The 25,343-nt window shown below is 71.0% G+C and carries 23 protein-coding genes; 14 read left to right on the top strand and 9 right to left on the bottom strand.

The genetic code is table 11. The features are described 5' to 3' along the window. Positions 1 to 158 precede the first annotated feature (158 nt). The 5 genes from P3X83_RS00725 to P3X83_RS00705 form a co-directional block, all read right to left on the bottom strand. Entirely contained in the window at positions 159 to 737 is a 579-nt protein-coding gene (locus P3X83_RS00725; RefSeq protein WP_277303253.1) for a TetR/AcrR family transcriptional regulator, read from the bottom strand. A 42-nt stretch (positions 738 to 779) separates the two neighbouring features. After that, a complete protein-coding gene (locus P3X83_RS00720; RefSeq protein WP_277303252.1) occupies positions 780 to 2,213 on the bottom strand; it encodes an amidase in 1,434 nt (477 codons plus the stop codon). Between the two features lie 165 nt (positions 2,214 to 2,378). Further along, positions 2,379 to 3,647 carry an extracellular solute-binding protein gene (locus P3X83_RS00715; protein WP_277303251.1) on the bottom strand — a complete coding sequence of 423 codons (1,269 nt, stop codon included), beginning with the start codon at positions 3,645 to 3,647 and terminating at the stop codon, positions 2,379 to 2,381. 22 nt (positions 3,648 to 3,669) lie between these two features. After that, on the bottom strand, positions 3,670 to 5,535 hold the full coding sequence (locus P3X83_RS00710; RefSeq protein ID WP_277303250.1) for an ABC transporter permease subunit: 1,866 nt from the start codon (positions 5,533 to 5,535) through the stop codon (positions 3,670 to 3,672). Beyond that, positions 5,532 to 7,142, bottom strand: a complete 1,611-nt coding sequence (locus P3X83_RS00705) for a beta-N-acetylhexosaminidase (protein WP_277303249.1) — start codon at positions 7,140 to 7,142, stop codon at positions 5,532 to 5,534. Before P3X83_RS00705 ends, P3X83_RS00710 begins: the two co-directional genes overlap by 4 nt. Positions 7,143 to 7,407: 265 nt before the next feature. Here P3X83_RS00705 and P3X83_RS00700 point away from each other — a divergent pair, with 265 nt between their 5' ends. The 3 genes from P3X83_RS00700 (at position 7,408) to P3X83_RS00690 (ending at position 10,838) form a co-directional block, all read left to right on the top strand. Further along, entirely contained in the window at positions 7,408 to 8,562 is a 1,155-nt protein-coding gene (locus P3X83_RS00700) for an ROK family transcriptional regulator (RefSeq protein WP_277303248.1), read from the top strand. A gap of 114 nt (positions 8,563 to 8,676) precedes the next feature. Next, on the top strand, positions 8,677 to 10,062 hold the full coding sequence (locus P3X83_RS00695; protein WP_277303247.1) for an MFS transporter: 1,386 nt from the start codon (positions 8,677 to 8,679) through the stop codon (positions 10,060 to 10,062). Between the two features lie 86 nt (positions 10,063 to 10,148). Next, positions 10,149 to 10,838 carry a class I SAM-dependent methyltransferase gene (locus P3X83_RS00690; protein WP_277303246.1) on the top strand — a complete coding sequence of 230 codons (690 nt, stop codon included), beginning with the start codon at positions 10,149 to 10,151 and terminating at the stop codon, positions 10,836 to 10,838. Positions 10,839 to 10,991: 153 nt separating this feature from the next. On the opposite strand, the gene P3X83_RS00685 is transcribed toward P3X83_RS00690, so the two are convergent. From P3X83_RS00685 to P3X83_RS00675, 3 genes are all read right to left on the bottom strand, one after another. Then, positions 10,992 to 11,903, bottom strand: a complete 912-nt coding sequence (locus P3X83_RS00685; protein WP_277303245.1) for a DUF4394 domain-containing protein — start codon at positions 11,901 to 11,903, stop codon at positions 10,992 to 10,994. 491 nt (positions 11,904 to 12,394) lie between these two features. Then, the gene (locus P3X83_RS00680; RefSeq protein WP_277303244.1) at positions 12,395 to 13,750 is read right to left on the bottom strand and encodes a PTS transporter subunit EIIC; all 1,356 of its coding nucleotides are present in this window, start codon (positions 13,748 to 13,750) and stop codon (positions 12,395 to 12,397) included. 33 nt (positions 13,751 to 13,783) lie between these two features. Further along, positions 13,784 to 14,524, bottom strand: coding sequence for a GntR family transcriptional regulator (locus P3X83_RS00675; protein WP_277303243.1), 741 nt, complete (start codon positions 14,522 to 14,524; stop codon positions 13,784 to 13,786). Positions 14,525 to 14,690: 166 nt separating this feature from the next. Here P3X83_RS00675 and P3X83_RS00670 point away from each other — a divergent pair, with 166 nt between their 5' ends. From P3X83_RS00670 to P3X83_RS00620, 11 genes are all read left to right on the top strand, one after another. Then, complete coding sequence (locus tag P3X83_RS00670; RefSeq protein WP_277303242.1) at positions 14,691 to 15,725, top strand: SIS domain-containing protein; 1,035 nt, start codon at positions 14,691 to 14,693, stop codon at positions 15,723 to 15,725. A gap of 73 nt (positions 15,726 to 15,798) precedes the next feature. Continuing rightward, entirely contained in the window at positions 15,799 to 16,047 is a 249-nt protein-coding gene (locus tag P3X83_RS00665) for a glucose PTS transporter subunit EIIB (protein ID WP_277303241.1), read from the top strand. A gap of 39 nt (positions 16,048 to 16,086) precedes the next feature. Continuing rightward, positions 16,087 to 16,536: a PTS glucose transporter subunit IIA gene (locus tag P3X83_RS00660; protein WP_277303240.1), complete on the top strand. Its 450-nt coding sequence runs from the start codon at positions 16,087 to 16,089 to the stop codon at positions 16,534 to 16,536. Between the two features lie 34 nt (positions 16,537 to 16,570). After that, positions 16,571 to 17,221, top strand: coding sequence for an HAD family phosphatase (locus tag P3X83_RS00655; RefSeq protein ID WP_277303239.1), 651 nt, complete (start codon positions 16,571 to 16,573; stop codon positions 17,219 to 17,221). A 20-nt stretch (positions 17,222 to 17,241) separates the two neighbouring features. Beyond that, positions 17,242 to 17,499: an HPr family phosphocarrier protein gene (locus tag P3X83_RS00650; protein ID WP_277303238.1), complete on the top strand. Its 258-nt coding sequence runs from the start codon at positions 17,242 to 17,244 to the stop codon at positions 17,497 to 17,499. Positions 17,500 to 17,504: 5 nt separating this feature from the next. Beyond that, positions 17,505 to 19,202, top strand: a complete 1,698-nt coding sequence (ptsP, locus tag P3X83_RS00645) for a phosphoenolpyruvate--protein phosphotransferase (RefSeq protein WP_277303237.1) — start codon at positions 17,505 to 17,507, stop codon at positions 19,200 to 19,202. 82 nt (positions 19,203 to 19,284) lie between these two features. Continuing rightward, the gene (locus P3X83_RS00640) at positions 19,285 to 20,658 is read left to right on the top strand and encodes a glycoside hydrolase family 3 protein (protein ID WP_277303236.1); all 1,374 of its coding nucleotides are present in this window, start codon (positions 19,285 to 19,287) and stop codon (positions 20,656 to 20,658) included. Positions 20,659 to 20,739: 81 nt separating this feature from the next. Beyond that, a complete protein-coding gene (locus P3X83_RS00635; RefSeq protein WP_277303235.1) occupies positions 20,740 to 21,405 on the top strand; it encodes an HAD family phosphatase in 666 nt (221 codons plus the stop codon). A gap of 146 nt (positions 21,406 to 21,551) precedes the next feature. Further along, entirely contained in the window at positions 21,552 to 22,058 is a 507-nt protein-coding gene (locus P3X83_RS00630) for a hypothetical protein (RefSeq protein ID WP_277303234.1), read from the top strand. 38 nt (positions 22,059 to 22,096) lie between these two features. Next, positions 22,097 to 22,747, top strand: a complete 651-nt coding sequence (locus tag P3X83_RS00625) for an HAD family hydrolase (RefSeq protein WP_277303233.1) — start codon at positions 22,097 to 22,099, stop codon at positions 22,745 to 22,747. Between the two features lie 128 nt (positions 22,748 to 22,875). Then, on the top strand, positions 22,876 to 23,592 hold the full coding sequence (locus tag P3X83_RS00620) for a haloacid dehalogenase-like hydrolase (protein WP_277303491.1): 717 nt from the start codon (positions 22,876 to 22,878) through the stop codon (positions 23,590 to 23,592). 66 nt (positions 23,593 to 23,658) lie between these two features. On the opposite strand, the gene P3X83_RS00615 is transcribed toward P3X83_RS00620, so the two are convergent. After that, positions 23,659 to 25,254, bottom strand: coding sequence for a penicillin-binding transpeptidase domain-containing protein (locus P3X83_RS00615; RefSeq protein WP_277303232.1), 1,596 nt, complete (start codon positions 25,252 to 25,254; stop codon positions 23,659 to 23,661). Positions 25,255 to 25,343 lie beyond the last annotated feature (89 nt).

Below are 25,343 nucleotides of genomic sequence, written 5' to 3'. Positions count from 1 at the left end.
CTACGGGAGCGGGCCATGGCCGGGCGCGGGCGGCCAGTGGCCTTGAGCGCCTAAGCCGGCCCGCGTGTCACGCGCATGGGGGAAGGAGGACCCGTCGAGCTCGTAGAGGGCCGGGCACCGTTGATGGGGTCGTGTCGATGGGTGGTGGAAGCTGTCGCTCAGTGCGTACGGGGAGCGCTTGCGCGCAGAAGCGACAGCACTCCTCTGGCGGCGCGGTCGAAGGGCTCGACCGCCTGCGCCGCGCGGGCGAGGGCGTAGCCGCCCTGGATGACGGCGGCGATGGCGGAAGCGGTCTCGTCAATGTCAAGATCAGCGGCGAGCTCGCCGGCCGCCACGCCTTCGTCGATCGTGCGCCGGAGGTGGTGGTGCAGCACCTCGAAGGTTTCCCGGATCGGCGCGCGCAACGTGTCGTCGGCCATGACCTCCGGATCGGCGGTGAGCCGTCCGACGCTGCAGCCGCGCAGTGCATCACGTTCGCGCCCCAGATATGCCGCGATGCGTTCGAGCGCGGTGCCCGGACCGGTGAGGGCTTCGGCGATCTGTCGTTGCATGAGTTCCGCACTGCGCCGCTCGGCGGCCAACACCAGGTCCGGCTTGCCGTCGAAGTGGTGGTACATGCTGCCCTGGCCGACGCCCGAGCGTTGCTGAATCGCGGTCGGGCTGGTGCCGACGTATCCACGCTCCCACAGCAGTTGGCGCGTGCTCTCGATCAGGCGGTCCCGAGCGTTCGGTTTCATGGTCGCCTCCTGGCGATGCGGTGCACTGTCCTCGCGGCCGGGTCACAGGTCGGGGTGCCGCAAGTGCCAGCCCGTCTCGCGCTGATAGGCGTGGCCGAGCCGGATCAGGAGCCGCTCTTCGAACGGGCGGCCGACGAACTGGAACCCCAGCGGCATGTCGTCCTCGCCGCGACCGCCGGGCAAGGTGATCGTCGGTGTGCCGGCCATGTCGAATGGGGTGACGAAGCGCAGGTAGTCGGTCAGGGCATCGGGGTCGCCGTACACCGCCTCCTTCTGTTCGAGTGTCAGGCTGGTGGTCGGCTGGACCGGCGTCAGCAGGGCGTCCACTTCGCACAGCGTACGCGCCAGGCGGCCGGTGAACGCGAGCCGCTGATGGTGTGCTTCCATCAGCTCGATCGCGGAGACGGTGTGACCGTGCGCGATAAGTCCGGCGATCGACCCCGGTGTGTCGGCCGAGCCGTATTCCGAGGCTCGCGACGGAAAGGTCGCCTGGTGCGCGATCGCGGCCTCGACCCCGGCGTAGCGCGGCCACATGGCGTTGACGGCGCTGGTGTCGGGCAGAGTGATCTCGACGATGGTCGCGCCGAGGTGGCGCAGTACCGCGATGACCTCATCGAGCATGCCGATGGTCGCCGGGTCGACGCGTGTCTCGTTGTAGGCGCGGTCCACTCCGACGCGTATCGGAGCCAACTGGTCGCCGAGGCCGGCCAGATAGTCGGGGACCGGCACGGGGACCGTGGTCGGATCGTGCGGGTCCGCTCCGGCGATCGCTCCCAGGATCGCCCCCGCGTCGGCCGCCGAGCGCGCCATCGGACCGACGTGGTCGAGGCTGGCGGCGAGTGCGAAGATTCCGTGCCTGCTCACTCTTCCCCACGTGGGTTTGATGCCGGTGACGCCGTTGGCCGCGGAGGGGTACCGGATCGAGCCGCCGGTGTCGGTGCCCAGGGATCCGAATGCCAGGCCTGCCGCGACCGCGACGCCGGAACCGCTCGACGAGGCCCCAGACCAGTAATCAGGGTTCCACGGGTTGCGGGGTGGTGTGACGGACGGGTGGTGTTCGGCGAACGCGGCCTCGGTGAGTTGCAGCTTGCCGAGGAGGACGGCGCCGGCCTCTGATAGACGCCGAACCACCGTCGAATCGTAGGTGGGCACGTGTCCAGAGTGGATGGTGGTGCCCGCTGCGGTGACGATACCGGCGGTGAAGCAGAGGTCTTTCACGGCGATCGGCACGCCGTGCAGAGGTCCTCGGTACCGGCCCGCTTTCAGTTCGTCCTCGGCGTTCCTGGCTTGGGCGAGGGCGACGTCGGCCGTCACGGTGGCGTAGCTGCGCAGCAGCGGATCGACCTCGTCGATCCGCGCCAGCAGGGTCTCGGTCAGTTCCACTGGCGTGAGCATGCGCGCGCGTAACTGCGCGGCGACCTTCAGCAGGTTCGCGTAGTGCGTAAGGGGCTCGTGGGCGGTGCCGGTCGCGGTCATACCAAGACCATACATACTAGTATGTACAGTGTCCAGACAGGGCTGGGCCATCTCGTCGTGGTGAAATGGGTGAGCCGCGCGGCCGTTGGTCGCGCGGCTCTGGTCGGGGCGGACGGGAGGGGCCGTCCCATCGTGATTCCGCAGCTCAGCGGACTGCGCTTGGGGTTAGGAACGCTCGGCGATCTGTTGGAACTTGGTCAGGGCGGCGCGGGTGTCGCCGTTGGGGGCGAGGGTGGCGCCGAGTTCGGCGGCGAGGGTGCCGCGGAGTTCTGCCCAGACCGGTTCTGAGGTGGGGTCGAAGCGGGCCTTGGCCACCATGTCCACGATGGGGGTCACCTTGGGGTCCTTGCGCATGAGGGCCGAGGCGGACGTGGTGGTCGGGAGGAGGCCCTCGACCTTGAGGTACTTGGTGTAGTTGTCGGCCTGGTAGAAGTAGTCGAGGAACTGGCGGACCAGTTCCTGGTTGCCGTCCTTCTTGAAGGCCATCAGGTAGTCCTGGATGCCGTGTGTGGCGGGCTCGGCGCCGTGGTTGGTGGGGAACGGGGCGGTGCCGTAGTCGATGTCCGCCTTGTCCACCTGGTCGAGGAAGGCCCGCGTTCCGAAGGACGCGTAGACCATACCGACCTTGCCCTGGGCGAACAGTGGCCAGGTGCCGTCGGCGCGGTTGGTCTGGCCGGGGTTCGGCTGGGTGTAGCCGTCCTTGGTCAGTGCCTTGAGGAAGTCCAGTGTCTCGACGGCGCGTTCGCCGTTGACGGCCCACTTGCCGTCGGTGCGCCAGTCGCCGCCGTTGGCCCGCAGCCAGGTGCCGAACTCGTAGCCGCCGGCCTCGGCGCCGAGCGCCAGCGCGTAGGGCACGTACCCGCCGGGCAGGGCCTTGATCGCCTTGGCCGCCGTGCGGAGCTCGTCCCAGGTGGCCGGCGGCTTGTCGAGACCGGCCTCCTTGAGGATCTTCTTGTTGTAGTACATGCCGTTGACGGTGGCCACGAACGGCAGGCCGTGCTGGACTCCGTCGTAGGAGGCGTTCTCCGCGAAGGACGGCAGGAAGTCCGACAGCACCTCCTTGGACACCACCTCCTCGGCCTTGTACAGCAGCCCGGCCTCGGCGTAGTCGGCGAAGACGTTGCCGTTGAGGATGTCGGGGAACTGCTTCGTCTGGACCATGGTGTTGACCTGGCTCTGCAGGTTGGCCCAGTCGATCACCTGCAGTTCGACGTTCTTGCCGGGGTTCTTGGCCTTGAAGGAGGCGATCAGCTCGTCCCAGTAGGGCCGGGTGCCCTCGGTGTACTGGGCCACGACCAGTTTGATGGAGTTCTGGCCGCCGCCGGAGCCGCCGCCCTGGGCGTCGCCCGACCCGCCGCCGCACGCGGTCAGCGCGAGCACGAGGCCGGTGAACGCGGCCAGGCCGCCGAGCCGTCGTCGTCTTGTGGGGGTCATGTCACACCGATCTTTCTCGTTGTCACTTGGTGCTGCCCGCGGTGAGGCCGCTGACCAGATGCTTCTCGATGAACGCGAACAAGATCACCGCGGGCACGATCGCCATCAGCGCCGCGGCGAAGAGGTATTGGTAGTTGGTCTCATACAGGCCGACGAACTGCTGGACCCCGACCGTGAGCGGCACCCGTCCGCTCGCCGGGTCGTTGAAGAGCGTCAGCGCGATGACGAACTCGTTCCACACCTGGATGAAGGTGAAGATCACCACGGTGGCGAGGCCGGGCGCCGCCAGCGGGAGGATCATGCGCAGCATGATCCGGAACTTGCCGAGACCGTCCATCATGGCGGCCTCGTCGATCTCCACCGGGATCGAGCCGAAGTGGGCGTGCAGGATCCAGACGGCGAAGGCGAGGTTGAAGGCCGAGTTGATGGCGATGATCACGAAGTAGCTGTTCACGCCGTCCACGAACACCGCCTGCCGGTACAGGCCGATGAGCAGCGCGACGGCGGGGAACATCTGCGTCACGAGGATCACGCTGAGGAACGTCGCGCGTCCCTTGAACCTGAAGCGGGCCAGGACGTAGGCGGCGGGCGCGCCGACGACCAGCACCAGCGCCGTGGAGACGAACGCGATGGTCAGGCTGACCCGGAAGTAGTCGGCCAGCGGGATGCGCCGCCAGACGTCGGCGTAGTTGGACCACGCCCAGCTCTTGGGCAGGTAGTCGGCCGGGACGGCGAACAGCTCGGCGTCGGTCTTGAGCGATCCGAGCAGCATCGCGGCGTATGGGGCGAGGAAGAACAGCGCGATCGCGAATCCGATGATCGGGAGCATGACGGGCCGGATCCGCGCCCATCCGCGTCCCGCGCGCACCAGGGTGGGGTTGCTCCGCCTGACGGGGGCCGGGCCGTTCGGTGCGGTGGCGGGAGGCGCCGACGCGGCGACAGGCGCGGGGGCCGGGGCGGGCGCGGGGGGCTTGTCGCTCGCCGCGGGGTCGCGGTGAGGGCGCAGGACCAGTACGAAGACCAGGATGAGCAGCAGCAGGAAGGCCACGTTGAGCACGCCGAGCGCCGCCGCCTCGCCCGAGTCGAGCTGGGCCGTGAACGCGATCTTGTAGAGCCAGGTAACGGTCGTGTCGGCGTGGTTGCCGGCCGTCTTCCCCATGATCACCCAGATGACCGTGAACGCGTTGAAGACGTGCAGCATGTTGAGCACGAGCGCGACCATCAGCGAGGGCCGCAGGATCGGCAGCGTCACCCGCCGCCAGGTCGCCCAGGCGCTCGCGCCGTCCATCCGCGCGGCCTCCAGCACCTCGTGCGGCACCGTCTGCAACCCGGACAGCAGCACGTAGGTGGTGAACGGCATCGAGGTGATGATGCCGACCGCCATGATCGAGTACAGCGCGGTGGCCGGGTCCTTGTACCAGTCGACGGGCGCGGAGATGATCGACAGGTCCATCAGCAGGCGGTTGAGCAGGCCGTTGCCGCCCTCGTAGATGAACCGCCACACGGTCGCGGTCATCACCAGCGAGGTCGCCCACGGCACGACCAGCGCGAGCCGGACGAACTTTCGGCCGAAGAACGGCTTGGACAGGAACTGCGCCAGCGCGAGCGAGAGCAGCATGGTCAGGCCGACGACGATCACCAGCCACAGCAGCGTGTTGCCGACGACCGGGCCGAGCGCGTCCTCCTGCAGGAGCCTGGCGTAGTTGTCCAGCCCGGCCATCCCCCTGACCAGCCCGATCCTGGTGATGTCGAGGAAGGAGAGGTAGACCATGTAAAGGGCGGGGAAGCCGACGACGGCGGCGATGAGCAGCGTGCTCGGCGTGAGCCAGCGCCAGGGCACGGTGCGCTGCCACAGGTCGGCGATCCGGCCTGTCGTCGGCGTCGTCACAGCGCGTCCCTGAGGTTGGCCGTCCAGGAGTCGAGCGTCGCCTGCCACTCGTCGCGCTCCTCGGGCATGCCGGGCACGCCCGGGCGCCGCTGCCAGGGCAGCGGGCCGGACTCGCGCCGGTACTCGACGCCGATCGCGTCCAGGCGCGGCAGGTGGGCGGCCAGGCGGCGGCGGAAGTCGGCGAGGTCCCGCTCGGGGCCCGACCAGACGGTCTCCGCGAAGGCCGCCAGCCGAGGGAAGGCCATGTAGTCGATGTGCCGGGTGGAGTCGATCAGCTCGGTCCAGATGCCGCACTGCGCGCCCAGGACCCGTTCCGCGGCCGGGTCGCCGCGCAGCGCGGGCGGGACGGGGTCGAAGGCGTAGACGTCTTCGAGGGTGAGCACGGTCCTGAACGGCATCGGCTCGTCGTCGCGCTCGCTCTGCCGGTAGTCCAGGTAGACGTCGGTGTTGGAGCAGTTGATGACGTCGTGCCCGGCGCGGGCGGCGGCCACCGCGCCGAGGTCGGCCCGCCAGGAGGCCACCACCGCGCCGGGGGCGAGCCCGCCCTCCAGGATCTCGTCCCAGCCGACCAGGCGCCGCCCGCGCGCGGTCAGGTAGTCGTCGAAGCGGCGGATGAACCAGCTCTGCAGTTCCTCCTCGTCGCGCAGCCCCAGCTCGGCGATGCGGCGGCGGGCCGCGGGGCTGGCGCGCCACTGGTCCTTGGGGCACTCGTCCCCGCCTACGCACACGTAGGGTCCCGGGAACAGTTCGAGCACCTCGTCGAAGACGTTCTTGAAGAACTCGATCGTGGAGTCCTCGACGTTGAGCACGTTGTGCCCGACGCCCCAGGTGGTGCCCACGCCGAGCGGGGTGTCGAGGTTGCCCAGCTCGGGGTAGGCGGCGATGGCCGCCTGGGTGTGGCCGGGCAGGTCGATCTCGGGCACGACCGAGATGTGACGGCGTGCGGCGTAGGCGACGATCTCGCGGACGTCGTCCTGGGTGTAGAAGCCGCCGTGCGGCCGGCCGTCCATCTCGCCCAGCCAGCCGACCTGGCTCTCCTCGCGCCAGGAGCCGATCTCGGTGAGGCGCGGGTAGCGCTTGATCTCGATGCGCCAGCCCTGGTCGTCGGTCAGGTGCAGGTGCAGGACGTTCAGCTTGTGCATGGCCATCAGGTCGATGAAGCGCAGCACGTCCGCCTTGGTCATGAAGTGCCGGGCCACGTCGAGGATCGTGCCGCGCCAGGCGAAGCGGGGGCGGTCCTCGACGTGGACGGCGGGCAGCTCCAGTGGCACGCCGGCGCCCGCCCGGCGGAAGGCGGCGGGCGGCAGGAGCTGGCGCAGCGTCTGCGCCCCGTAGAAGGCGCCGGCCGCCGACCCGGCGTCGAGCGCGACCTCGTCGGGCGTGACGGTCAGCCGGTAGGCGCCGGGAGGCAGGTCGTCCAGCCTGAGCCGTATCGTCGCCGATCCCGGGCCGCCGGGCAGCAGCTCGCCGCCGGTGACCGGGCTGAGTTCCCCGCGCAGCCAGGAGGCGATCTCGCCGAGCGCGGGATCGGCGGTGAGCGCGGTGCTCCGGTCGATGACGAAGCGGCCCGGTCTGGCCTCGTGTCGCAGGGGCTTGGGGACGATCATTAACCGGCCTCTCGGAACTGATGAAGGAGACTCCTCGCCCCGGGCGCGTTCCCGGGTGTGACCGACGGCGCCCGCCGGCGGGAGGGCCGCGCCGTGGGTGGGGCCCGACCCCCTTTACGAAGGAGCGCTTCATTATTAGCATCGGCCCAGAGTGAGGGTCAATGCTCATTCTTGCTCGGAATGGCTGACTTCGATCACATTCGGACCTCGACGGGCTGGCATAATGAGCCTCGGCCTTATCGAGGAGACCTGCGTTAGGACGACGATGCCCCCCACACTTCGCGGCGGCGACCTGTCACGACTCAGGCAGCTCAACGCCCTGACCGCGATCGCGGCGCTGCGTGCCGCCGGGCCCCTGACGCTGTCGACCCTGGCCGAGCGGACCGGCTTGTCGCGTCCCTCAACCAAGGAGGTCGTGGACGAGCTGATGACGCTCGGCTGGGTGGAGGAGACCCCGCCCGCGCAGGGCACGGTCGGCAGGCCCGCCCGCCGCTACCGGTTCCGCGCGGGAAGCGGCTACCTGGTGGGGCTCGACATAGGAGGTCACAACATCCGGGCCGCCCTGGCGGACCTGAACGGCGTGATCCTCTCCGAGACCCGCCAGCCCGTGGAGCCGGACACCCCCCTTCCCGAGCGGCTGGCCGCGATCGAGCGCGCGGTCGCGAGCTGCCTGACGCTGGGCGGCAAGACCATCGAGGACGTCTGGATCCTCGCCGCGGGCACGATCGGCGTGATCACCGCGGAGGGGCGCATCCTGTACTGCGCGGCCATCCCCGCGTGGACCGGGTTCGACCTGGCCGGGCACCTGCGCCGGCTGTTCCCCTGCGAGGTGCTCGTCGAGAACGACAGCCGTCTGGCCGCCAGGGCGGAGGCCGTGCGCGGGGCCGCACGCGACGTCGACGACGTGGTGTTCCTGCACGTCGGCCGCCGGATGGGCGCGGCGGTCATCATCGACGGCAAGGTGCACCGCGGGTTCGGCGCGGCGGCCGGCGAGATCGCCATGCTGCCGCAGGCGCAGTTGTTCGACGCGTCCGACCACCTGCAGAACTGCGCGATCATCCCCGAGGGCACCCCGCCCGCGGACGCCGCCGGCTACACCCTGGCCGCCGCCCGCGCGGGCGACCCGGTGGCCCTGGCGGCGGTCGAGCAGTACGTCGAGGACCTTGCCGTCGGCACCAGCGCGATGGTGCTCCTGCTCGACCCGCAGGTCGTCGTGCTGGGCGGCGGGTTCTCCCGCTCGGCCGACGTACTGCTGCCGCCGCTGCGCGCGCGCCTGGAACGCGCCTGCATGCGCCTGCCCGACCTGCGCGCCTCGACGCTGGGCGACGAGTGCGTGGTCACCGGCGCCATCGACTACGCCGTCGCGCACCTCGACGACCAGCACTTCACCCCGGACGCCCCGCTGCCCACACCACGCTGACCCCGGGGAGATATTCGGTGGATCGCGCGGGACAACGGATGACAATCTGTCAGTGGCCGGGTCTACCTTGGTGCCGATCGTTCGCAGCTCTAGCCGTGCTTGGAGGCACCTGACATGTCCGAACCGACCGTCGCTGAAGCCGCGGGGTCGCGCTGGCTGCGTGGGCCGCTCCAGCCGTTCCAGCACGGCCAGTATCGAATGCTCGTCGGGTCGCTGACCGCTTCCATGTTCGGTGAGGGACTGTGGCTGATGGCCATGGTCTGGCAGGTGATCGCGCTCGGCGGCAAAGCCGGGGAGCTGTCGCTCGTCACCACCGGCACGGCCGTGGGCATGGTGGTCACCGTCCTGCTCGGCGGGGCCATCGCCGACCGGGTGCCGCAGCGGCGCATCCTGCTGACCACCGAGCTGATCCTGGCGAGCGCGGCCGTTCTCGGGGCGGTGCTCGCGATGTCCGGGGTGATCGAGGTCTGGCACCTCGCGCTGATCGCGCTGGTCCGGGGCATCGGCAGCGGGTTCTACTTCCCGGCCTACTCCGCGATGCTGCCCGCGATCGTCCCGGCCGACAATCTGATGGCGGCCAACGGCGTCGAGAACATGCTGCGGCCGGTGATCATGCAGGCGGCGGGGCCCGCGATCGCCAGCCTCATGGTGGCGGCCCACTCGCCGGGCCTGGCGTTGAGCGTGGGGGCGCTCTCGCAGGTCGTGGCGACGGTCTTCCTGGTGCTGATGCGGCCGGTCGCACTGCGCGCCGAACGCGAACAGGACGGTCAGGACGGCGGGCAGGCGCGGCATCCCGTCGTGTCGATGCTGGCCGACATCCGCGAGGGCTTCGTCTACATGCTCAAGACGCCCTGGCTGCTGGCCACGCTGCTGTTCGCCTCGCTGATGATCCTGGTCATCATGGGGCCGATGGAGGTCCTCATCCCGTTCGCGGTGAAGGACGGCGCGGGCGGCGGGCCGCGCGAGCACGCGATCGTGATGGCCGCCTTCGGCATCAGCGGCGCACTGTCCTCGCTGGTGATGGCGTCGCGGCGGATGCCCAGGCGCTACCTGACGGTGATGAACCTGACCTGGGGGGTCGCCTGTCTCCCGTTCGTGCTGATCGGCGTGGCGGGCAACGTGTGGGTGATCGTGCTGGCCGCGTTCGCGCTCGGCGCGCTGTTCAACGCCCCGATGGTGATCTGGGGCACGCTGTTGCAGCGCCGGGTGCCGCCCGCCCTGCTCGGCCGGGTGTCGAGCCTCGACTTCTTCGTCTCGCTGGTCTTCATGCCGATCTCCATGGCCCTCGCGGGCCCGGTCAGCTCCGTGCTCGGCCTCAACGCGACCTTCATCATCGCGGGCCTCATCCCGCTGCCCATCGCAATCCTGGCGATCGTGCTGGCGCGGATGCCCGCCGACGAGCTCGCCCACCCCCTCGACCAGCAGGCCACCGACGACGAACCGGCCGACGAGACGCCCCTGGAGGACGCGCCGGCGTTGCCCGCCGAGAACGCGCGGTAGCGGCGCCGTCGCTCAGCTCGAATCGGTCCCCTGACGCCCCGAATCGGCTATTGAATTCGGGGTGGCGGGGCGTCAGGGTGGCCCGCATGATGAATGCGCGAGCGGGTGGCCCTGCGGGCTGGGACGAGGAGGCGGATCGGCTCGCGGCCGAGTCGCTGGCCGAAGGGGATCCGACGGGGTGGTTCGAGCGGCTCTACGCGGCGGGGGAGCGCGGGGCGGTGACGATGCCGTGGGACCGGGCGGGGCCGCGGCCGTTGCTGGCCCGCTGGGCCAGGGAGCGGGACGCGGACGGCGCCGGACGGCGGGCGCTGGTGGTCGGCTGCGGCCTCGGGCACGACGCCGAGTACGTCTGCTCGCTCGGGTACACCACGGACGCGTTCGACGTGTCCCCGACCGCCGTCCGCACCGCGCGGGCGCGGTTCCCCGCCTCGGCCGTGCGGTATGTGGTGGCCGATCTGCTGGCCCCTCCTGCGGAGTGGCAGGGGGCGTTCGACCTCGTCGTGGAGGTCTACACCGTGCAGGCGCTGCCCCGTGAGGTGCGCCCCGAGGCCATCGCGAACGTGCGGCGCATGGTGGGGCCGGGCGGCACGCTCGTCGTGGTGGCGACCGCCGACGACCCCGCGACGGCGCACGTCCAGGGCCCGCCGTGGCCGCTGGTCCGCTCCGAGGTCGAGTCGTTCGCGGACGACGGCCTCGGAGCCGTGAGCGTCGAGAGCCTGCCCAACCCCGACGCCCCCACCGTCAACTGCTGGCTGGCGGAGTTCCAGCGCCGCTGAGCGGGCCCGTGGCCGGCGGCACTGGTGCAAGTGCGTGTCTCTGCCACTTGTACACGACCGGCGGGCGGCAGAACGCCCGCGCCGGTGGGACCGGCGCGGGCGCGGTGGTTCAAGGGTGGTTCAGCGGTTGTTCGAAGGTGGTGTCGGCTTGGGTCAGTTGGTGTCGAGGGCGAGGGCGATGTCGGTGATGGCGATCGGGAACGGGTCGCCGATCGGGGTGGCGGCGCCGGTGAGGACGTCGACCGAGTTGAGCGTGGCGTCGCCGTTGGGGACGACGAGGGTGGCGAAGGCCGCGTTGGAGACGGTCTTGCCGCCGCTCAGGTCGCTGTAGATGTCGAGGCCCGCGTTGGCGTCGGCGGCCACGCCCAGCGCGCCGACCGTGGCCAGCAGGCCGAGGTTGGCCGGTGACTGCAGGACGACCTCATCGGTGCTCGTGTTGATGTCGAACAGCGTGGTCCCGGTCGCGCCGCTGAGGTCGTTGTTGGTGTAGGCGGCGGCGGTGATGCCGGTGACCGCCGGGGCGCACGGACCGGTGTTCAGGGCCGGGTCGGATTCCGTGGTGTTCGTCGCGAGGTTGTGCCGCAGGTTCTGGCCGGTGTCGCTGACCACGCGCAGCCGGTCGGCGGCGGGGTTGAAGTCCACGCCGAAGTAGGTGCCCCGCAGTCCCACGCTGAGCTGGGAGACCTTGGTGACGATCACGTCGGAGCTACCGGTCGGCAAGGTGATCGTGTAGATGCCGCCGCGGTTACCGACGGTGTAGAACTTGCCGTCCTGCACGCGGAAGTCGATTCCGATCGCGGCGGTGTCGCCGACGAGCCCGCTGATCCGCCTGACCCAGTTGAGCTCCCCAGGATCGTCGGTGAGGAAGGTGGCCATCAGTTTTCCGTCACCGCTGATCCCGAAGGCGCGCAGTGATGGCACGGTGGCAGTGGTCTTGGCCGCCGCGGGCCGCGTGGTCGTCGTGGAACTCGCCGCCGTCGCGGTCCCGGCCGACGAGAGGGTGATCGCCGCCGCGGACGCGAGGGCGATCATCGCGGAGATTGCCTTCTTGACCTGTCCCTGCATTGATTCCGCCTCCATTGAGTGGGGCCCGGCAGTGGGAGTTCCGCCGGCCGCCTTTTGTTATTGGAAGTGCCGGAGTCGTGAACGGGCCAAAGCCTAACTCGCGAGTGCGGGAATCGTCGCCATTGTCTTTATGCCGTCTTTAGCCATATCGGCGGGCCATGTCGCGCCGCCCAGATCCCACGCATTCACCGTGCGTATTCGATTTCTCCCGGCCGGGGCCGCCGTCATGCGGGAATGGCGCAGCGTCGCCGGCGGGCTACCGGATCCGGCGATCACCGTGCGCTGTGGGGCGGCTCGCCTTCGCGACGGGGTATACCGGCTCGCATGAATACGTTGAATATTTGAACGCTATTCGGCCGGGATGGTGTGGGCGTTTATGCGCGGCCATTCATCGTATCGTTAAATGCGGCGGATTCAGTTGAACGCCGCACCGGCTCTGCCGGTGCGGCGTTCGTTGACCACTGCTGTGAGAATTCCCCGGAGGCCGAGGGTCAGGGGGCGGCGCGTTTCTCTGGAGGCGGCTCCGCCGTCGCCGCCGCCGGTTCTCGGGTGTCGGCCGCCTCTGGATCGGGTTCCCGGCCGGGGGTCATTATGTTCAGTTTCCTGATCAGGAAACTGAAGATCGCATAGTACACGACCCCGTATATCAGTCCGAGGCCCATGATCAGCCAGTAGTTGTTCGTGTTGGCCTTCGGCAGGTTGAGCACCGCGTCGATCAGGCCCGCCGAGAAGCCGAAGCCGAGCCAGCCGTCCATGGCCGCGGTGATCGCCATGGACAGACCGGTCAGTACGGCGTGCGCGATGAACAGCGCCGGAGCCACGAAGATGAACGCGAACTCGATCGGCTCGGTGATGCCCGTGACGAAGGAGACCAGTGCGGCCGAGAACATGATGCTGCCGACGCTCGCCCGCCGGTGCGGCGGCGCGGCACGCCAGATCGCCAGGGCGGCGGCGGGGAGGCCGAACATCATGACCGGGAAGAACCCGGCCATGAACTCGCCGGAGCCCACGTGTCCGGCGAAGTAGCAGTTCAGGTCGCCCGCCGCGTTCGTGACGGTGCCCTCCACGCCGGCCTGGCACTCGGGGATCGTGAACCACACGATGGAATTCAGGAAGTGGTGCAGACCAAGGGGGATCAGGAAACGATTGAACAGTCCGTAAAGACCCGCGCCGAGGGTCGAATTGGCGGCCAGCCAGTCGCCGAACTCGCGCAGGGCGTCGCCGATGGGTGGCCAGATCAGGCCAAAAATGACACCAAGGACAAGTGCTGCGAGGGCCGTCAAAATCGGTACGAACCTACGTCCACCGAAGAACGCCAGCCAGGCGGGCAGTTTGGTCCGGTAATACCGCTGCCAGAGCAGCGCGGTGACGACCCCGATGAGGATCCCGCCGAGCACCCGGGTGGGGTTCTCGGCGGCCAGATTGATGGTGTCGGTGGCGACGCCGTTCGCGCCCACGACCTTCTGCGACACCTGGTCCTTCAGATCCGACTGGAAGAACATCAGCTTGGTGATGCGGTCGAAGACCAGATAGCCGACCACCGCCGCCAGCGCCGTCGAGCCGTCCGCCTTGCGCGCGAAGCCGATCGCCACCCCCACCGCGAACAGCAGCGGCAGCGCCTCGAACAGCGCGCGGCCCGCGCCGCCGACGATCCCCGCGATCTGGTCCATCGTCACGTTGTCCGTGCGCCCCAGCAGGTCGTTCTCCCCGAGGCGGAAGAGCAGCGCCGCGGCGGGCAGGGCCGCGATCGGCAGCATGAGCGAGCGGCCGATACGGGACAGCACGCCCATCACTGCGGAGGGTGACCTGGGCGGCGCGGGGAGGCCCGCGTCTGAGGTGGAACTCATCGGGATTCCTCCTGGGGAAGGATGGGGGAGGAGTCAGCCGCGCCGTTGCGGGATTTCGAGCACGGTGCGGAGCTGGTAGCGGTCGGCGCGGTAGGTGGAGACCCCGAGTTCGGCGCAGACGCCGCCGGCGAAGGAGCGGCGCTGGAGCAACAGCACGGCGCCGCCCCTCGGAAGCTTGAGCAGGTCGGCGTCGCCCGGATCGGCGATGCCCCCGTCGATGGTCAGCTCGCCGCCGTCCAGGATGAGCCCGTAGCGGGATTCCAGCAGGCTGTAGAGCGAGCGGTTGGCGAGGTCGTGGGCGGAGAGGTCGGGCGCGAGCGAGACCGGGATGTGCGACCGGTCGATGCTCAGCGGCTCGCCGTCGGCCGTGCGCAGCCGTTCGATGAAGTGAACCTCGTCACCCGGCTGGATGCCCAGTTCGCGGGCCAGATGGGCGCTGGCCCGCACGATCCGCCGGTCGAGGTCGCGGGACCCGGGCTCCAGGCCGCGGGCGCGCATGTCGTCACTGAAGGACGTGAGACGGATCGCCATCTCGATCTTCGGCCGGGCCACGAAGGTGCCCTTGCCCGCGACCCGGTGCAACCGCCCCTCGGAGACGAGGTGGTCGACGGCCTGCCGTACCGTCATGCGTGACAGTCCGAACCGCTGGCACAGCTCCCGCTCGGAGGGGATGGCGGCGCCGATCGGCAGCTCGTTGTTCTCGATCAGGTCGAGGAGGATCTCGCGGAGCTGAAAGTACTTCGGCACCGGACTGTCCGGGTCGATCTCTGCCACGATCCCTCCCCTCGATCTGCGAGGGAGCATGAGTTATGGTTCGTACTGGTCTAGTCCGGACTAGACCACACGTCGGAAATGGGTGTCAACGTGTGACCCGGCGACGGATCGATAACAGGCCGATCTCGCCACGGATTCAGCGAGGCTGAAGGGGACAGGGCGGAAGATGACGACCTTGATGCGCAGGGAGATCGGTGAGCAGCCCGCGGCGCTGCGAGCCACGCTCGACTCGCTTCTGCCGCGGATCGCCGAGGTGGCGGCGCTGGCGAGGGAGACCAGGCAACTGCTCTTCATCGCGCGCGGCACCTCCGACAACGCGGCCGTCTACGGGCGCTACCTGACCGAGGCCCGCACCGGACGGCTGGCCACGCTGGCCGCGCCGAGCATCGCCACCACCTACAAGAGCAAGGTGGACCTGGAGGGCGTGCTCGCCGTCGCGCTGTCCCAGTCCGGCAGGACCGAGGAGATCGTCGAGACCCAGGCCTGGGCGCGCGCCTGCGGGGCCAAGACGGTCGCGATCACCAACGGCGGCCCGTCGAGCCCCCTGGCCCAGGGCGCCGACCTCGCGCTGTGCACCGAGGCGGGCGAGGAGAAGGCGGTCCCCGCCACCAAGACCTACACCACGCAGCTCGCCGCCCTGGCCGTGCTGGCGCTGGGGCTCGGCGCCGACGTGAACCCCAGTGACCTCGACCGGGTGCCGGACGCCGTGGAGAAGCTGATCGAGGACCCGGGCGACCTCGAAGCCGTCGTCGAGGGCCTGGCCGGCAAGCCCGGCGTGGTCGTCTCCGGCCGCGGCCTGGCGTTCTCCACCGCGCTTGAGACCGCGCTGAAGCTGAAGGAGGCCTGTTATCTGCACGCCATGGGCCTTTCCTACGCCGACCTGCTGCACGGCCCGATCGCCGTGGTGGACGAGGACACCCCCGCCATCCTGATCGCGGCGGGCGAGGGCCCGACCCTGCCCGGCACGATCGCGCTGGCCGAGCGGGTGACCGGCGCGGGCGCGGCGGCCTACGGCGTCGGCGGTGGCACCGGCCTGGCCACCGCCGCGACGGCGGCGCTGAACGGCCCGGATCTGCCGGAGTGGGTGTCCCCCCTCGGACTGATCGTGCCCGGCCAGTTGCTCACCGAGGCACTTGCCCGCAGGCTGGGGATCGACCCGGACGCACCGCGCGGCCTCAACAAGGTCACACAGACCGACTAAGTGACCCCGCCGTGCTCACGGCTCTGCCGGGTGGCTTCGTTTAGCCTGGTCACGGACACTGAGGAGGGCTGTCATGGCGGCAGACGCCGGGGCGATCATCGCTGGTCTGGGTGGTGCTGAGAACATCATCGAGATCGAGCCGTGCATCACCCGATTGCGCACGGAGGTCCACGACGCGACGAAGGTGAACCAGGCGGTGCTGCGCGCGGCCGGGGCCCATGGCGTCATGGCGGCGGGCAACATCGTCCAGGTGGTCGTCGGGCCGGAGGCGGACACGATCGCCAGCGACATCGAGGAACTCATCGAGGGCATCGCCGGGTGACCCTCCCAGGCTCGGCTGACGAAGGGCTGAGGGGCTGCCATGAGCACCACCGTTCGTGCGCCGGTGGGGGGCATGGCCGCCCCGCTCTCGGCCGTCCCCGACCCCGTCTTCTCGGCGGGGATGGTCGGTCCGGGCCTGGCGATCGATCCGCCCCGCGAGCCTGTCGTGTCCGTCGCGCCGATCAGCGGCAAGATCATGAAATTACACCCGCACGCCTTCGTGATCGTCGGTGACGACGGCCGGGGCGTGCTCGTCCATCTCGGCATCGACACCGTCCAGCTCAAAGGGGAGGGCTTCCGGGTGCTCGCCACCGAGGGGCTGCGGATCGGGGCGGGGGAGCCGGTCGTGGCCTGGAACCCCGCGGCGGTCGAGGCGAGCGGGCGCTCGCCGGTCTGCCCGGTGGTGGCCCTCGACGCCCCCTCGGAGGCGGTCGTCCCGAGGGCTCATGGCAGGATCGAGGCGGGAGACGCCCTGTTCGAATGGGTTTGACTCCCCTGTGCCTGATTCGACCAGGAAAGCGAGCATGAAGGCCGCGATCTTCGATCTCGACGGAACTCTGATCAACACCGAGCCGCGCAACGTCGCGATCTGGGAACGGCTCTTCGTCAACAACGACGTGCCGTACGACGACGCGCTGCTGCGCCGGTTCATGGGCAGGCGCGGCAAGGACGTGCTGTCGGAGATGCTCGGCCTCTTCCCCGGCCGGAGCGTGCCCGACCTGATCGCCGAGGTGTTCACCTACGAGGAGCATCCCGGGCTGCCCGCCATCGTGCCGGTGCCCGGGGCGGTGGAACTGGTCCGGCGCGTCGTCGAGCACGGTTCGCCGATCGCCGTGGTCACCTCGGCCGGCCGCCGGTGGGCGGAGGGCCGGCTGCGCGAGGTCGGGGTGCGCGACTACGTCCAGACCCTGGTGACGGCCGAGGACGTCGAGATCGGCAAGCCCGATCCGTCCGGCTTCCTGATGGGAGCCGCGCTGCTGTCCACGTTGCCCGGGCGATGCGTCGTCTTCGAGGACTCGGTGGCCGGGATCGCCGCCGCCAAGGCGGCGGGCATGACCTGCGTGGGGGTGGCGACCACTCACCCGCACGTGGAGCTGACCGGCGCCGACCTGGTGGTCGCCGACTTCACCACCGTCGAATGGCCCCCCGGCCCGTCCGGGGACGGCCCGCGATAACACACCGATCTGGAGGAAATGTGGCAGAGCGCAGGGTCGCCGTCGTGGCCGAGGTCGGGCTGCACGCCCGTCCCGCCGCGACGTTCGTGCAGACGGCCGCCAAGGCGAGCGTGGACGTCACCGTGGGCAAGCTGGGCGGGCCGCCGGTGAACGCCAAGAGCATCCTGTCGGTCCTCGCCCTCGACGTGCGCCAGGGCGAGACCATCGTGATCCAGGCCGACGGCGAGGGGGCGGACGAGGTGCTCGACACCCTGGCCGCCATCGCCGGGGCGCCCTGAGCGTCGTGCCGGCCGAGGGGCCCGGCGCGCTGACCGGCACGGGCGTCAGCCCGGGAGTCGGCCACGGCCCGGTCCATGTGCTGGCCGACAGCGTGCCCGAGCCGCCCCGGGGCGCTCGCCACGATGGCGACGCCGTCGCGGAGCGGGCCCGCGTGCACGCCGCGCTCGAACAGGTCGCGGCCGACCTCACCGCGCGCGGGCGCTCGGCCTTCCCCGAGGCCCGCGACGTGCTGGCCGCCCAGACCATGATGGCCCGCGACCCCGCCCTCGCCGAGGCGGTGGACGCGCTGGTCGACTCCGGCACGGCGGGCGCCCGCGCCGTCTACGAGTCCTTCGGCACATACCGGGCCGCGCTGGTCGCGGCGGGCGGCTACCTGGCGGGCCGCGCGGCCGACCTCGACGACGTCCGCGACCGCGCGGTCGCCGTCCTCTCGGGGATCGACCTGCCTGGCCCGCCTGATCGGGCGGGCGGGCCGTACGTGCTGGTGGCCCGCGACCTGGCCCCGGCGGACACCGCGCTGCTGTCCCGCGACACCGTCGCCGCGTTGGTGACCGAGGAGGGCGGGCCGACCAGCCACACGGCCATCCTGGCCCGCGCCATGGGCGTGCCCGCCGTGGTGGCCTGCCCGGGGGCGACCGGGATCGCCGAGGGCGTCCGGGCGCTGGTGGACGGCACGACCGGCGTGGTCACCCTGTCCCCGTCGCCCGCCGACATCGAGGCCGCGCGCACGGCCGGCGACGCCAGGAACGCCGCGCTCGCCGAGGCCACCGGGCCGGGCACGACCGCCGACGGCCGGCCCGTGCCGCTGCTGGCCAACATCGGCGGCCCCGCCGACCTGGCCGCCGCCCTGGAACACGACGCCGAGGGCGTCGGCCTCTACCGCACCGAGCTGCTGTTCCTCGACCGCGAGGACGCACCGGGCGAGGACGAGCAGTACGCCGCCTACCGCGAGGTCCTCGACGCCTTCCCCGGCGGCCGGGTGATCGTCCGGACCATCGACGCGGGAGCCGACAAACCGCTCGCGTTCCTGCCCCCGCCCGGCGCGGAACCCAACCCGGCGCTCGGCGAGCGCGGGCTGCGCCTGGCGCGGACCCACCCGCGGGTACTGGAGACCCAGCTCGCCGCGCTGGCCAGGGCGGCCGACGGCGCGCCCGCCCGGCTCGGCGTGATGGCCCCGATGGTGGCCACCCGTGAGGAGGCCGAGTGGTTCGCCGCGGCCTGCCGGACGGCCGGCCTGCCAGAGACCGGCGTGATGATCGAGATCCCGTCGGCCGCGCTGCGCGCCGCCGCCCTGGCCGCCGCCGTGGACTTCGTCTCCATCGGCACCAACGACCTGGCCCAGTACACGTTCGCCGCCGACCGCCAGCTCGGCTCGCTGGGCGCGCTGCAGGATCCCTGGCAGCCCGCGCTGCTCGACCTGGTGCACGCCGCCGCCACGGGTGCGGCGGCGGGCGGCAGGCCGTGCGGGGTGTGCGGGGAGGCGGCGGGCGATCCGGCGCTGGCGTGCGTGCTGGTGGGGCTCGGGGTGACCTCGCTGTCGATGGGGGCGGCGGCGCTGCCCGCCGTCCGGGCGGTGCTCGCCAGGCACACCTGGGCGCAGTGCGGGCAGGCGGCGGAGGCCGCGCGGGCGGCGGGGTCGGCGAAGGAGGCCCGTGCGGCGGCGCGCGCGCTGCTGCCGGGCCTGGCCGATCTGGCCCTCTGACGGCCCTCTGACGGCCCTCTGACGGCGCCGTCTCCATGCGCGTCAGCTTGTGAAGGGCCGCCCACCGGATAGCGTGGGTCGCATGGTCAGGTTGATGCGTACGGCGAGCCTGCTGGGTGTGGCAGCCCTTTTCGCAGGTGGCGCGACGGGTTGCGGCACCTCGGGGCAGGCGGGCGGGGTGTCCCCGGCCTCGGCTTCGGCGACGACCGCGACGACCGCGACGACCGCGACGACCACCGGCGCGCCGCCGGCCGAGCCCGTGGGGGCGAGTGCGACCGGCGCCGCCTCGCCCACGCCGGCCAGTTCCCCGGTCGAGCGCACCCTGGCCGGGATGAGCCTGCCCGACAAGGTCGGGCAGCTCTTCGTGCCCGTGCTGTGGGGCGCGGGGGCCGACGCCTCCTCGCCGGAGAACCAGAGCAGGTACGGCACGCCCACGCCCGCCAAGGTGATCAAGAAGTACCGGCCGGGCGGTGTGATCCTCTTCCCTTGGGCGGGAAACGTGAAGAGCGTCGGGCAGATCGTGGCGCTGACCAACGGCCTGCAGCGGTCGTCGCCCGCCGTCCCGCTGGTCGTCGCCGCCGACCAGGAGAACGGCCCGGTGTCCCGGCTCGCGCCGCTGGTCACCAAGATCCCGGCAGCCTCGGTGATCGGCCGCACCGGCGATCCCGCCCTGGCCAGGCAGGCGGCCGAGGTCACCGGCACCGAACTGCGCGCACTCGGCATCAACCTCGACTTCGCCCCGGTGGCCGACGTCAACATCAATCCGCGCAACCCGGTCATCGGGCCGCGCGCCTACGGGTCCGACCCGCAGAAGGTCGCCGGCATGGTGGCGGCGGCGGTCAAGGGCTTCCACAAGGCGGGGGTGGCCTCGACGGCCAAGCACTTCCCCGGTCACGGCGACACGAACGTGGACAGCCACACCGGGCTGCCTGTGATCAAGCACTCCCCGGCGCAGTGGCGGCGGCTCGACGCCCCGCCGTTCAAGGCGGCCATCGACGCGGGAGTGGACGCCGTGATGAGCGCCCACGTGGTGATGCCGAAGCTCGACCCCTCGGGCGACCCGTCCACGCTGTCCAAGCCCATCCTCACCGGCCTGCTCCGCGACAAGCTCGGCTTCAAGGGCGTCATCTCCACCGACGCGCTCGACATGGCGGGGGTCCGCAAGAAGTACGGCGACGGCGAGGTGGCGGTCCGGGCGATCCTGGCCGGGGCCGACCTGCTGCTCATGCCGCCCGACCTGCCCCGCGCGCACGCCGCGGTCCTCAAGGCCGTCAAGTCCGGCCGCATTCCGGAGCGGCGGCTCGACGAGTCGGTCCGCCGCCTGCTGACCCTCAAGTCGGCCCGCGGCTTCCTGGAACGCGCTCCGGTGGCCGACGCGGCCAAGGCCGAACGGGTGGTCGACTCGGCGGCGCACCGCAAGGTGGCCCGCCGTATAGTCGAACGTTCCTCTGACTGAAACGTTTCGCAACCTGCGGCTTGCTGTGGATTGCGTACCCTTTTGGGACGAGCGTGCAGTGGCGGGGGGAATGGAGGCGCGATGTTCAAGGGTGTGCTGATCGACTGGGGCGGGGTGCTCACCACGGGCCTGGCCGAGGCCATCGGCGGCTGGATCGCGGCCGACCGGATCGACGCCTCGCACTACGGCGACGTGATGCGCGGGCTGGTCAGGCACGCCTACGACGGCGAGCGCGCCACGGACGACCCGGCCGTGAACAACATCGTGCACGCCCTGGAGCGCGGCGAGTTGGCCACCGGCGACTTCGAGCGCGCGCTGGCGGCCCGGCTGGTCACCGTCGACGGCGTGCCGCCGGTCGCCGAGGGCCTGATCGCCCGGATGTTCCTGGGCTTCGAGCGGATCGAGTCGATGTACGCGATGCTCGCCGCCGCCCGCGCGAACGGCCTGCGCACCTGCCTGCTGTCCAACTCATGGGGCAACGACTACCCGCGCGAGGGCTGGGACGAGGCGTTCGACGACATCGTCATCTCCGGCGAGGTCGGGATGCGCAAGCCGGAGCCGCGCATCTTCGAGCACGCGCTCGGCCGTCTCGGCGTGTCCGCCGAGGAGTGCGTGTTCGTGGACGACGTGGAGGCCAACGTGGAGGCCGCCAAGGTGCTCGGCATCACCGGCATCCACCACCAAGACCCCGGCGACACCATCGTCCGACTGGAGGGCCTGCTCGGGGTGCCGCTGCGCACCCCCTGACCTGCCCCCGATGTGCCCGGGGCGGCGCGTCTGCGCGGTTGTCCGCGCGCCGCGCCGCCGGTGCTGGCACACTCTTTGGATGATCGGCGCCTTCGGGCGCCGGCCTTCGACACCGCCCCATCCGGTAACACCGCTCCGAGGAACACATGCGCGTCTATCTGCCGTGCACGCTGCCCGCGCTGGCTCGCGTCGCCGCCGCGGGCCGTCTCGGCCCCGCCCCGCTGACCGGCTACGCCGTGACGCCGTCGCTCGTGGAGTGGTACGTCTCCGGCGACACCGAGGAACTCGAATACGTCGCGCTGACCGAGGCGGCGCGCGCGTCGCTGCGGATGCTCGTCGCCGACCGGGCCGACGGCGTGGCCGTCGCCGCCCGGCGCGTGGTCATCTCCGCCGAGGTCGCCGACGCCGACGTGCGGATGGGCGCCGACCTCGAAGACCGGGGCCGGGTGCGCCTGGCCGAGGAGATCCCGCTCGCCGCCATGGCCTCGGTCCACGTGGACGATCTGTCGGCCGTGCCCGACGTCGACGCGGCGATCGCGGCGCTGCCCTCGGCCGACCGGGGCGACGACGACGCGCGGTTCACGGTGGACGGCGCGGAGGCGCACGAACTGCTCTGGTACGCCACCCAGGAGATCGACGACATCCTCGGTTAACTGGAATGTCGTTCGCGTTGGTTAGGCTCTATATCGATATGAAGCACGACAACGTCACCAAACACATTGTCTGGGACTGGAACGGAACGCTCTTCCACGACATCGACGCGGTGGTGGGAGCGACCAACGAACTGTTCCGTCCCTACGGGCTTCCTCCCATCACCCCCGACGGCTTCCGGCAGGTCTACACGCGTCCCATCTGGATCGCCTACGAGCGGATGCTCGGCCGTCCGCTGAACGAGGGGGAGTGGCAGGTCCTCGACGAGGGCTTCCACGAGCACTACCACCGGCTGATGCTCGACTGCGGCCTGACCACCGACTGCCGCGACAGCCTGCGCGAGTGGGAGCGGGGCGGCGGCTCGCAGTCGCTGCTGTCCATGTGGGCGCACGAACGGCTGGTGCCCAAGGTCACCGAGTTCGGCCTGCATGGGCACTTCGAGCGGATCGACGGCCTGCGCTCGGCCGCCGGAGGGCACAAGGCCGAGCACATGGTGGCCCACATCCAGGCGCTGGGCGTGGACCCGGCGCAGGTCCTCGTGATCGGGGACAGCCTGGACGACGCGCACGCCGCGCAGCACGCGGGCGCGCGTGCCGTCCTCTACACCGGCGGCATGACGCTCCGCACGGAGCTGGAGTCGTTCGGCGTGCCGGTGGTCGACAGCCTCGCCGAGGCGCTCGGGCACGCCTGAGCACGCCTCCGGCCGGGCATCACGGAAACGGCGGGTGACGCGACCCGGTCGCGGCGCCCGCCGTACTCTTGGGGGGTCGTCCGCGTCCCGCGACGAGCAGTGCGATCCGCCACCCCCCGGAGGCCCCGATTAACCGCCTCGTTCTGTGGAACATCGACCTGACCCTGGTCGATGTCACCATCGTCGCCCGCGACGCCTACGCGGAGGCGTTCCGGCAGGTGACCGGCCGCCCGCTGGTGAAGCTCGCGCCCGCGATGGGCCGCCCCGACTCCGAGATCATCTTCGAGACGCTGGCGATCAACGGCATCGACGCCGGAGACGACCACCTGCCCCGGTTCATCGAGGCGCTCGGCACGAGCTTCGCCGCCCGGCGGCATCGGCTGGCCGAGGCGGGGCGGATGATGCCGGGGGCGAAGGACGCCCTGGCCGGCGTGGCGCGGCTGGACGGCGCGGCGCAGTCGGTGCTGACCGGCACGATCAAGGGCAACGCGGTGCTCAAGCTCGACGCCTTCGCGCTGGCCGAGCACATCGACTTCGAGGTCGGTGGCTACGGCGAGGAGGTCTACCCCAAGGCCACCCTGCTCCAGGTGGCCCAGGGGCGGGCCAGGGCCAAGTACGGCACGCCGTTCACCAAGGCCAACACCGTGCTGATCGGCGACTCCACCCGTGACGCGCAGGCGGCGGCCATCGGCGGCGCGGCCATGATCGCGGTCGCCTCCGGCCGGTCCACCGACGCCGAGCTCCGCGAGGCGGGCGCCGACCTGGTGCTGCCCGACCTCGCCAACCCCTCCGAGGTCGTCGCGGCCGTCGCCCGCCTCACCCAGAACGCCCCCGCCACCCGATAGACCGCCGGCGCAGCGACCCGGCTCAGTTCAGCACCGATCAGTTCAGCACCGATCAGTTCAGCGCGATCAGTTCAGCGCCGACAGGAAGCGCGCCGCGATCGGCGCGGCGACCGCCGCGCCGGCTCCGCCGCCCTCGACGATCACCGCGAAGGCCAGGTCGCCCTGGTAGCCGACGAACCAGGAGTGCGCGGGCGGCTCCTTGCCCAAGCCGTACTCCGCGGTGCCGGTCTTGCCCGCCGTGCCCTTGGGGAACCGCACGGACTCCGCCGTGCCCTCGCTGACCACGGCGGGCATGAGGTCGCGCAGCGCGCGCACCACGCCGTCCTCCACCTTGCGCGGCTGCGCGCCGCCCTCCGGCACCAGCTTCCCGGCCACCAGCCTCGGCGGGCGCCAGGTGCCGTCGGCGATGGCGGCGGCCACCGCGGCCATGTTCAGCGGGCTGGCCAGCACCCGGCCCTGCCCGATCCCGGCCGAGGCCAGGTCGGTGGCGTCCTTCGGCACGGGGAACTCCGCGCGGACGGCGGGCACCCCCGGCGTGATCGGCGCGCCGAACCCGAAGCCCGCCGCGACCTGGCCGAGCCGCCCGCCGTCCAGGCGCTTGACGCTCAGCTCCCCGAACGTGGTGTTGCATGAGTGGGCGAAGGCGTCCCGGAACGACAGCGTGCCGTAGTCGTGGAACCCGGCGTTGTGGAAGCGGAACCCGCCGATGTTCCGCTCCGGCGGGCAGTTGACCGACTTGTCCGGCTCCACCCCGCCCGCGACCAGCGCCGACGCCGTGACGACCTTGAACGTGGAGCCCGGCGGGTACTTACCGAGCAGCGCGCGGTTGAACCCGCCCGGCTTGTTCACCGCGGCCAGCACCTCGCCGGTGGACGGCCGCAGCGCCACCAGCGACGCGGGCTTCTTCACCTGGTCGAGCGCCTTGGCCCCGGCCTCGTGCACCCTCAGGTCGATGGTCGTGGCCAGCGGCTCGCCCTTGCGGGCACCCGTCTTGGCCAGCGTCTTCACCGTCTCCTTGCCCTCGTAGAGGACGATCCGGCCGGAGGCCGAGCCGGTCAGCCGTCCTCGGTAGGTCTCCTGGAGCCCCTGCACGAGCTGCTGCACCGAGCCCGGCGCGGTGGAGGTGTCGATCCGCTCGCCGCCCGCCGCGGTGATCGGCGCCAGCTCCGGCTGGACGGTGACCGCCTTGATCGAACGGCCCGCCCGCAGCTCCGGATGGATCGCCGCCGGGGTCCAGGCCACCCGCCAGGCCCGTTCGTGTTCCACGAGCCGCAGTGCGCCGCCGTAGGACCAGTTCACCGTCCCGGCGAGCGTCGCGTGGAAGCCCACCTCGGCCCCGTCCTCGACGTCCTCGGACTCCCCGGCGCGGAACGCCGCCGACGTCAGCTTCAGGCCGTCGCCGAACGACCGGTGCCAGCGGTCGAAGTCGGCCGGCGGATCGACGCTCAGGGCCCGCATCGCCGCGTAGTCCTTGCGCGCCCAGGCCGCCAGGTACTGCTCGGCGGTCTCGCCGGGTGATCCCTGGGTGCGCAGCGCCCAGAGCACGCCCCCCGACACCAGCACCGCGACCAGAGCCGTGACGGCGATGACCGTCCACGGCCCGCGTCGTCGTCGCCGGGGCGGCGTCCCGGCCGCGCTAAGGCCGGTGAGCTGCTCGTGCATGTGTTTCCCCCGATGTCCTGTGTGAGCTTCCGAGAACATCAGAGGTCGGCGGTCATGTCCAATATGGCTATCTATCAGGATCACATAAG

Source organism: Spongiactinospora sp. TRM90649 (genome assembly GCF_029382225.1).
Classification (GTDB): domain Bacteria; phylum Actinomycetota; class Actinomycetes; order Streptosporangiales; family Streptosporangiaceae; genus Spongiactinospora.
The sequence above is the reverse complement of the archived record's forward strand: the minus strand, read 5'-3'. Positions and strand labels throughout refer to the sequence as shown.

What these genes read in the sequence shown, in the direction of transcription:
- P3X83_RS00670 (WP_277303242.1), top strand. Translation starts at nt 14,691, where the DNA reads ATGACGACCTTGATGCGCAGGGAGATCGGTGAGCAGCCCGCGGCGCTG.
- P3X83_RS00615 (WP_277303232.1), bottom strand. Translation starts at nt 25,254, where the DNA reads ATGCACGAGCAGCTCACCGGCCTTAGCGCGGCCGGGACGCCGCCCCGG.
- P3X83_RS00695 (WP_277303247.1), top strand. Translation starts at nt 8,677, where the DNA reads ATGTCCGAACCGACCGTCGCTGAAGCCGCGGGGTCGCGCTGGCTGCGT.
- P3X83_RS00655 (WP_277303239.1), top strand. Translation starts at nt 16,571, where the DNA reads ATGAAGGCCGCGATCTTCGATCTCGACGGAACTCTGATCAACACCGAG.
- P3X83_RS00660 (WP_277303240.1), top strand. Translation starts at nt 16,087, where the DNA reads ATGAGCACCACCGTTCGTGCGCCGGTGGGGGGCATGGCCGCCCCGCTC.
- P3X83_RS00690 (WP_277303246.1), top strand. Translation starts at nt 10,149, where the DNA reads ATGATGAATGCGCGAGCGGGTGGCCCTGCGGGCTGGGACGAGGAGGCG.
- P3X83_RS00720 (WP_277303252.1), bottom strand. Translation starts at nt 2,213, where the DNA reads ATGACCGCGACCGGCACCGCCCACGAGCCCCTTACGCACTACGCGAAC.
- P3X83_RS00640 (WP_277303236.1), top strand. Translation starts at nt 19,285, where the DNA reads ATGGTCAGGTTGATGCGTACGGCGAGCCTGCTGGGTGTGGCAGCCCTT.
- P3X83_RS00725 (WP_277303253.1), bottom strand. Translation starts at nt 737, where the DNA reads ATGAAACCGAACGCTCGGGACCGCCTGATCGAGAGCACGCGCCAACTG.
- P3X83_RS00685 (WP_277303245.1), bottom strand. Translation starts at nt 11,903, where the DNA reads ATGCAGGGACAGGTCAAGAAGGCAATCTCCGCGATGATCGCCCTCGCG.
- P3X83_RS00715 (WP_277303251.1), bottom strand. Translation starts at nt 3,647, where the DNA reads ATGACCCCCACAAGACGACGACGGCTCGGCGGCCTGGCCGCGTTCACC.
- P3X83_RS00700 (WP_277303248.1), top strand. Translation starts at nt 7,408, where the DNA reads ATGCCCCCCACACTTCGCGGCGGCGACCTGTCACGACTCAGGCAGCTC.
- P3X83_RS00635 (WP_277303235.1), top strand. Translation starts at nt 20,740, where the DNA reads ATGTTCAAGGGTGTGCTGATCGACTGGGGCGGGGTGCTCACCACGGGC.
- P3X83_RS00665 (WP_277303241.1), top strand. Translation starts at nt 15,799, where the DNA reads ATGGCGGCAGACGCCGGGGCGATCATCGCTGGTCTGGGTGGTGCTGAG.
- P3X83_RS00630 (WP_277303234.1), top strand. Translation starts at nt 21,552, where the DNA reads ATGCGCGTCTATCTGCCGTGCACGCTGCCCGCGCTGGCTCGCGTCGCC.
- P3X83_RS00625 (WP_277303233.1), top strand. Translation starts at nt 22,097, where the DNA reads ATGAAGCACGACAACGTCACCAAACACATTGTCTGGGACTGGAACGGA.
- P3X83_RS00705 (WP_277303249.1), bottom strand. Translation starts at nt 7,142, where the DNA reads ATGATCGTCCCCAAGCCCCTGCGACACGAGGCCAGACCGGGCCGCTTC.
- P3X83_RS00680 (WP_277303244.1), bottom strand. Translation starts at nt 13,750, where the DNA reads ATGAGTTCCACCTCAGACGCGGGCCTCCCCGCGCCGCCCAGGTCACCC.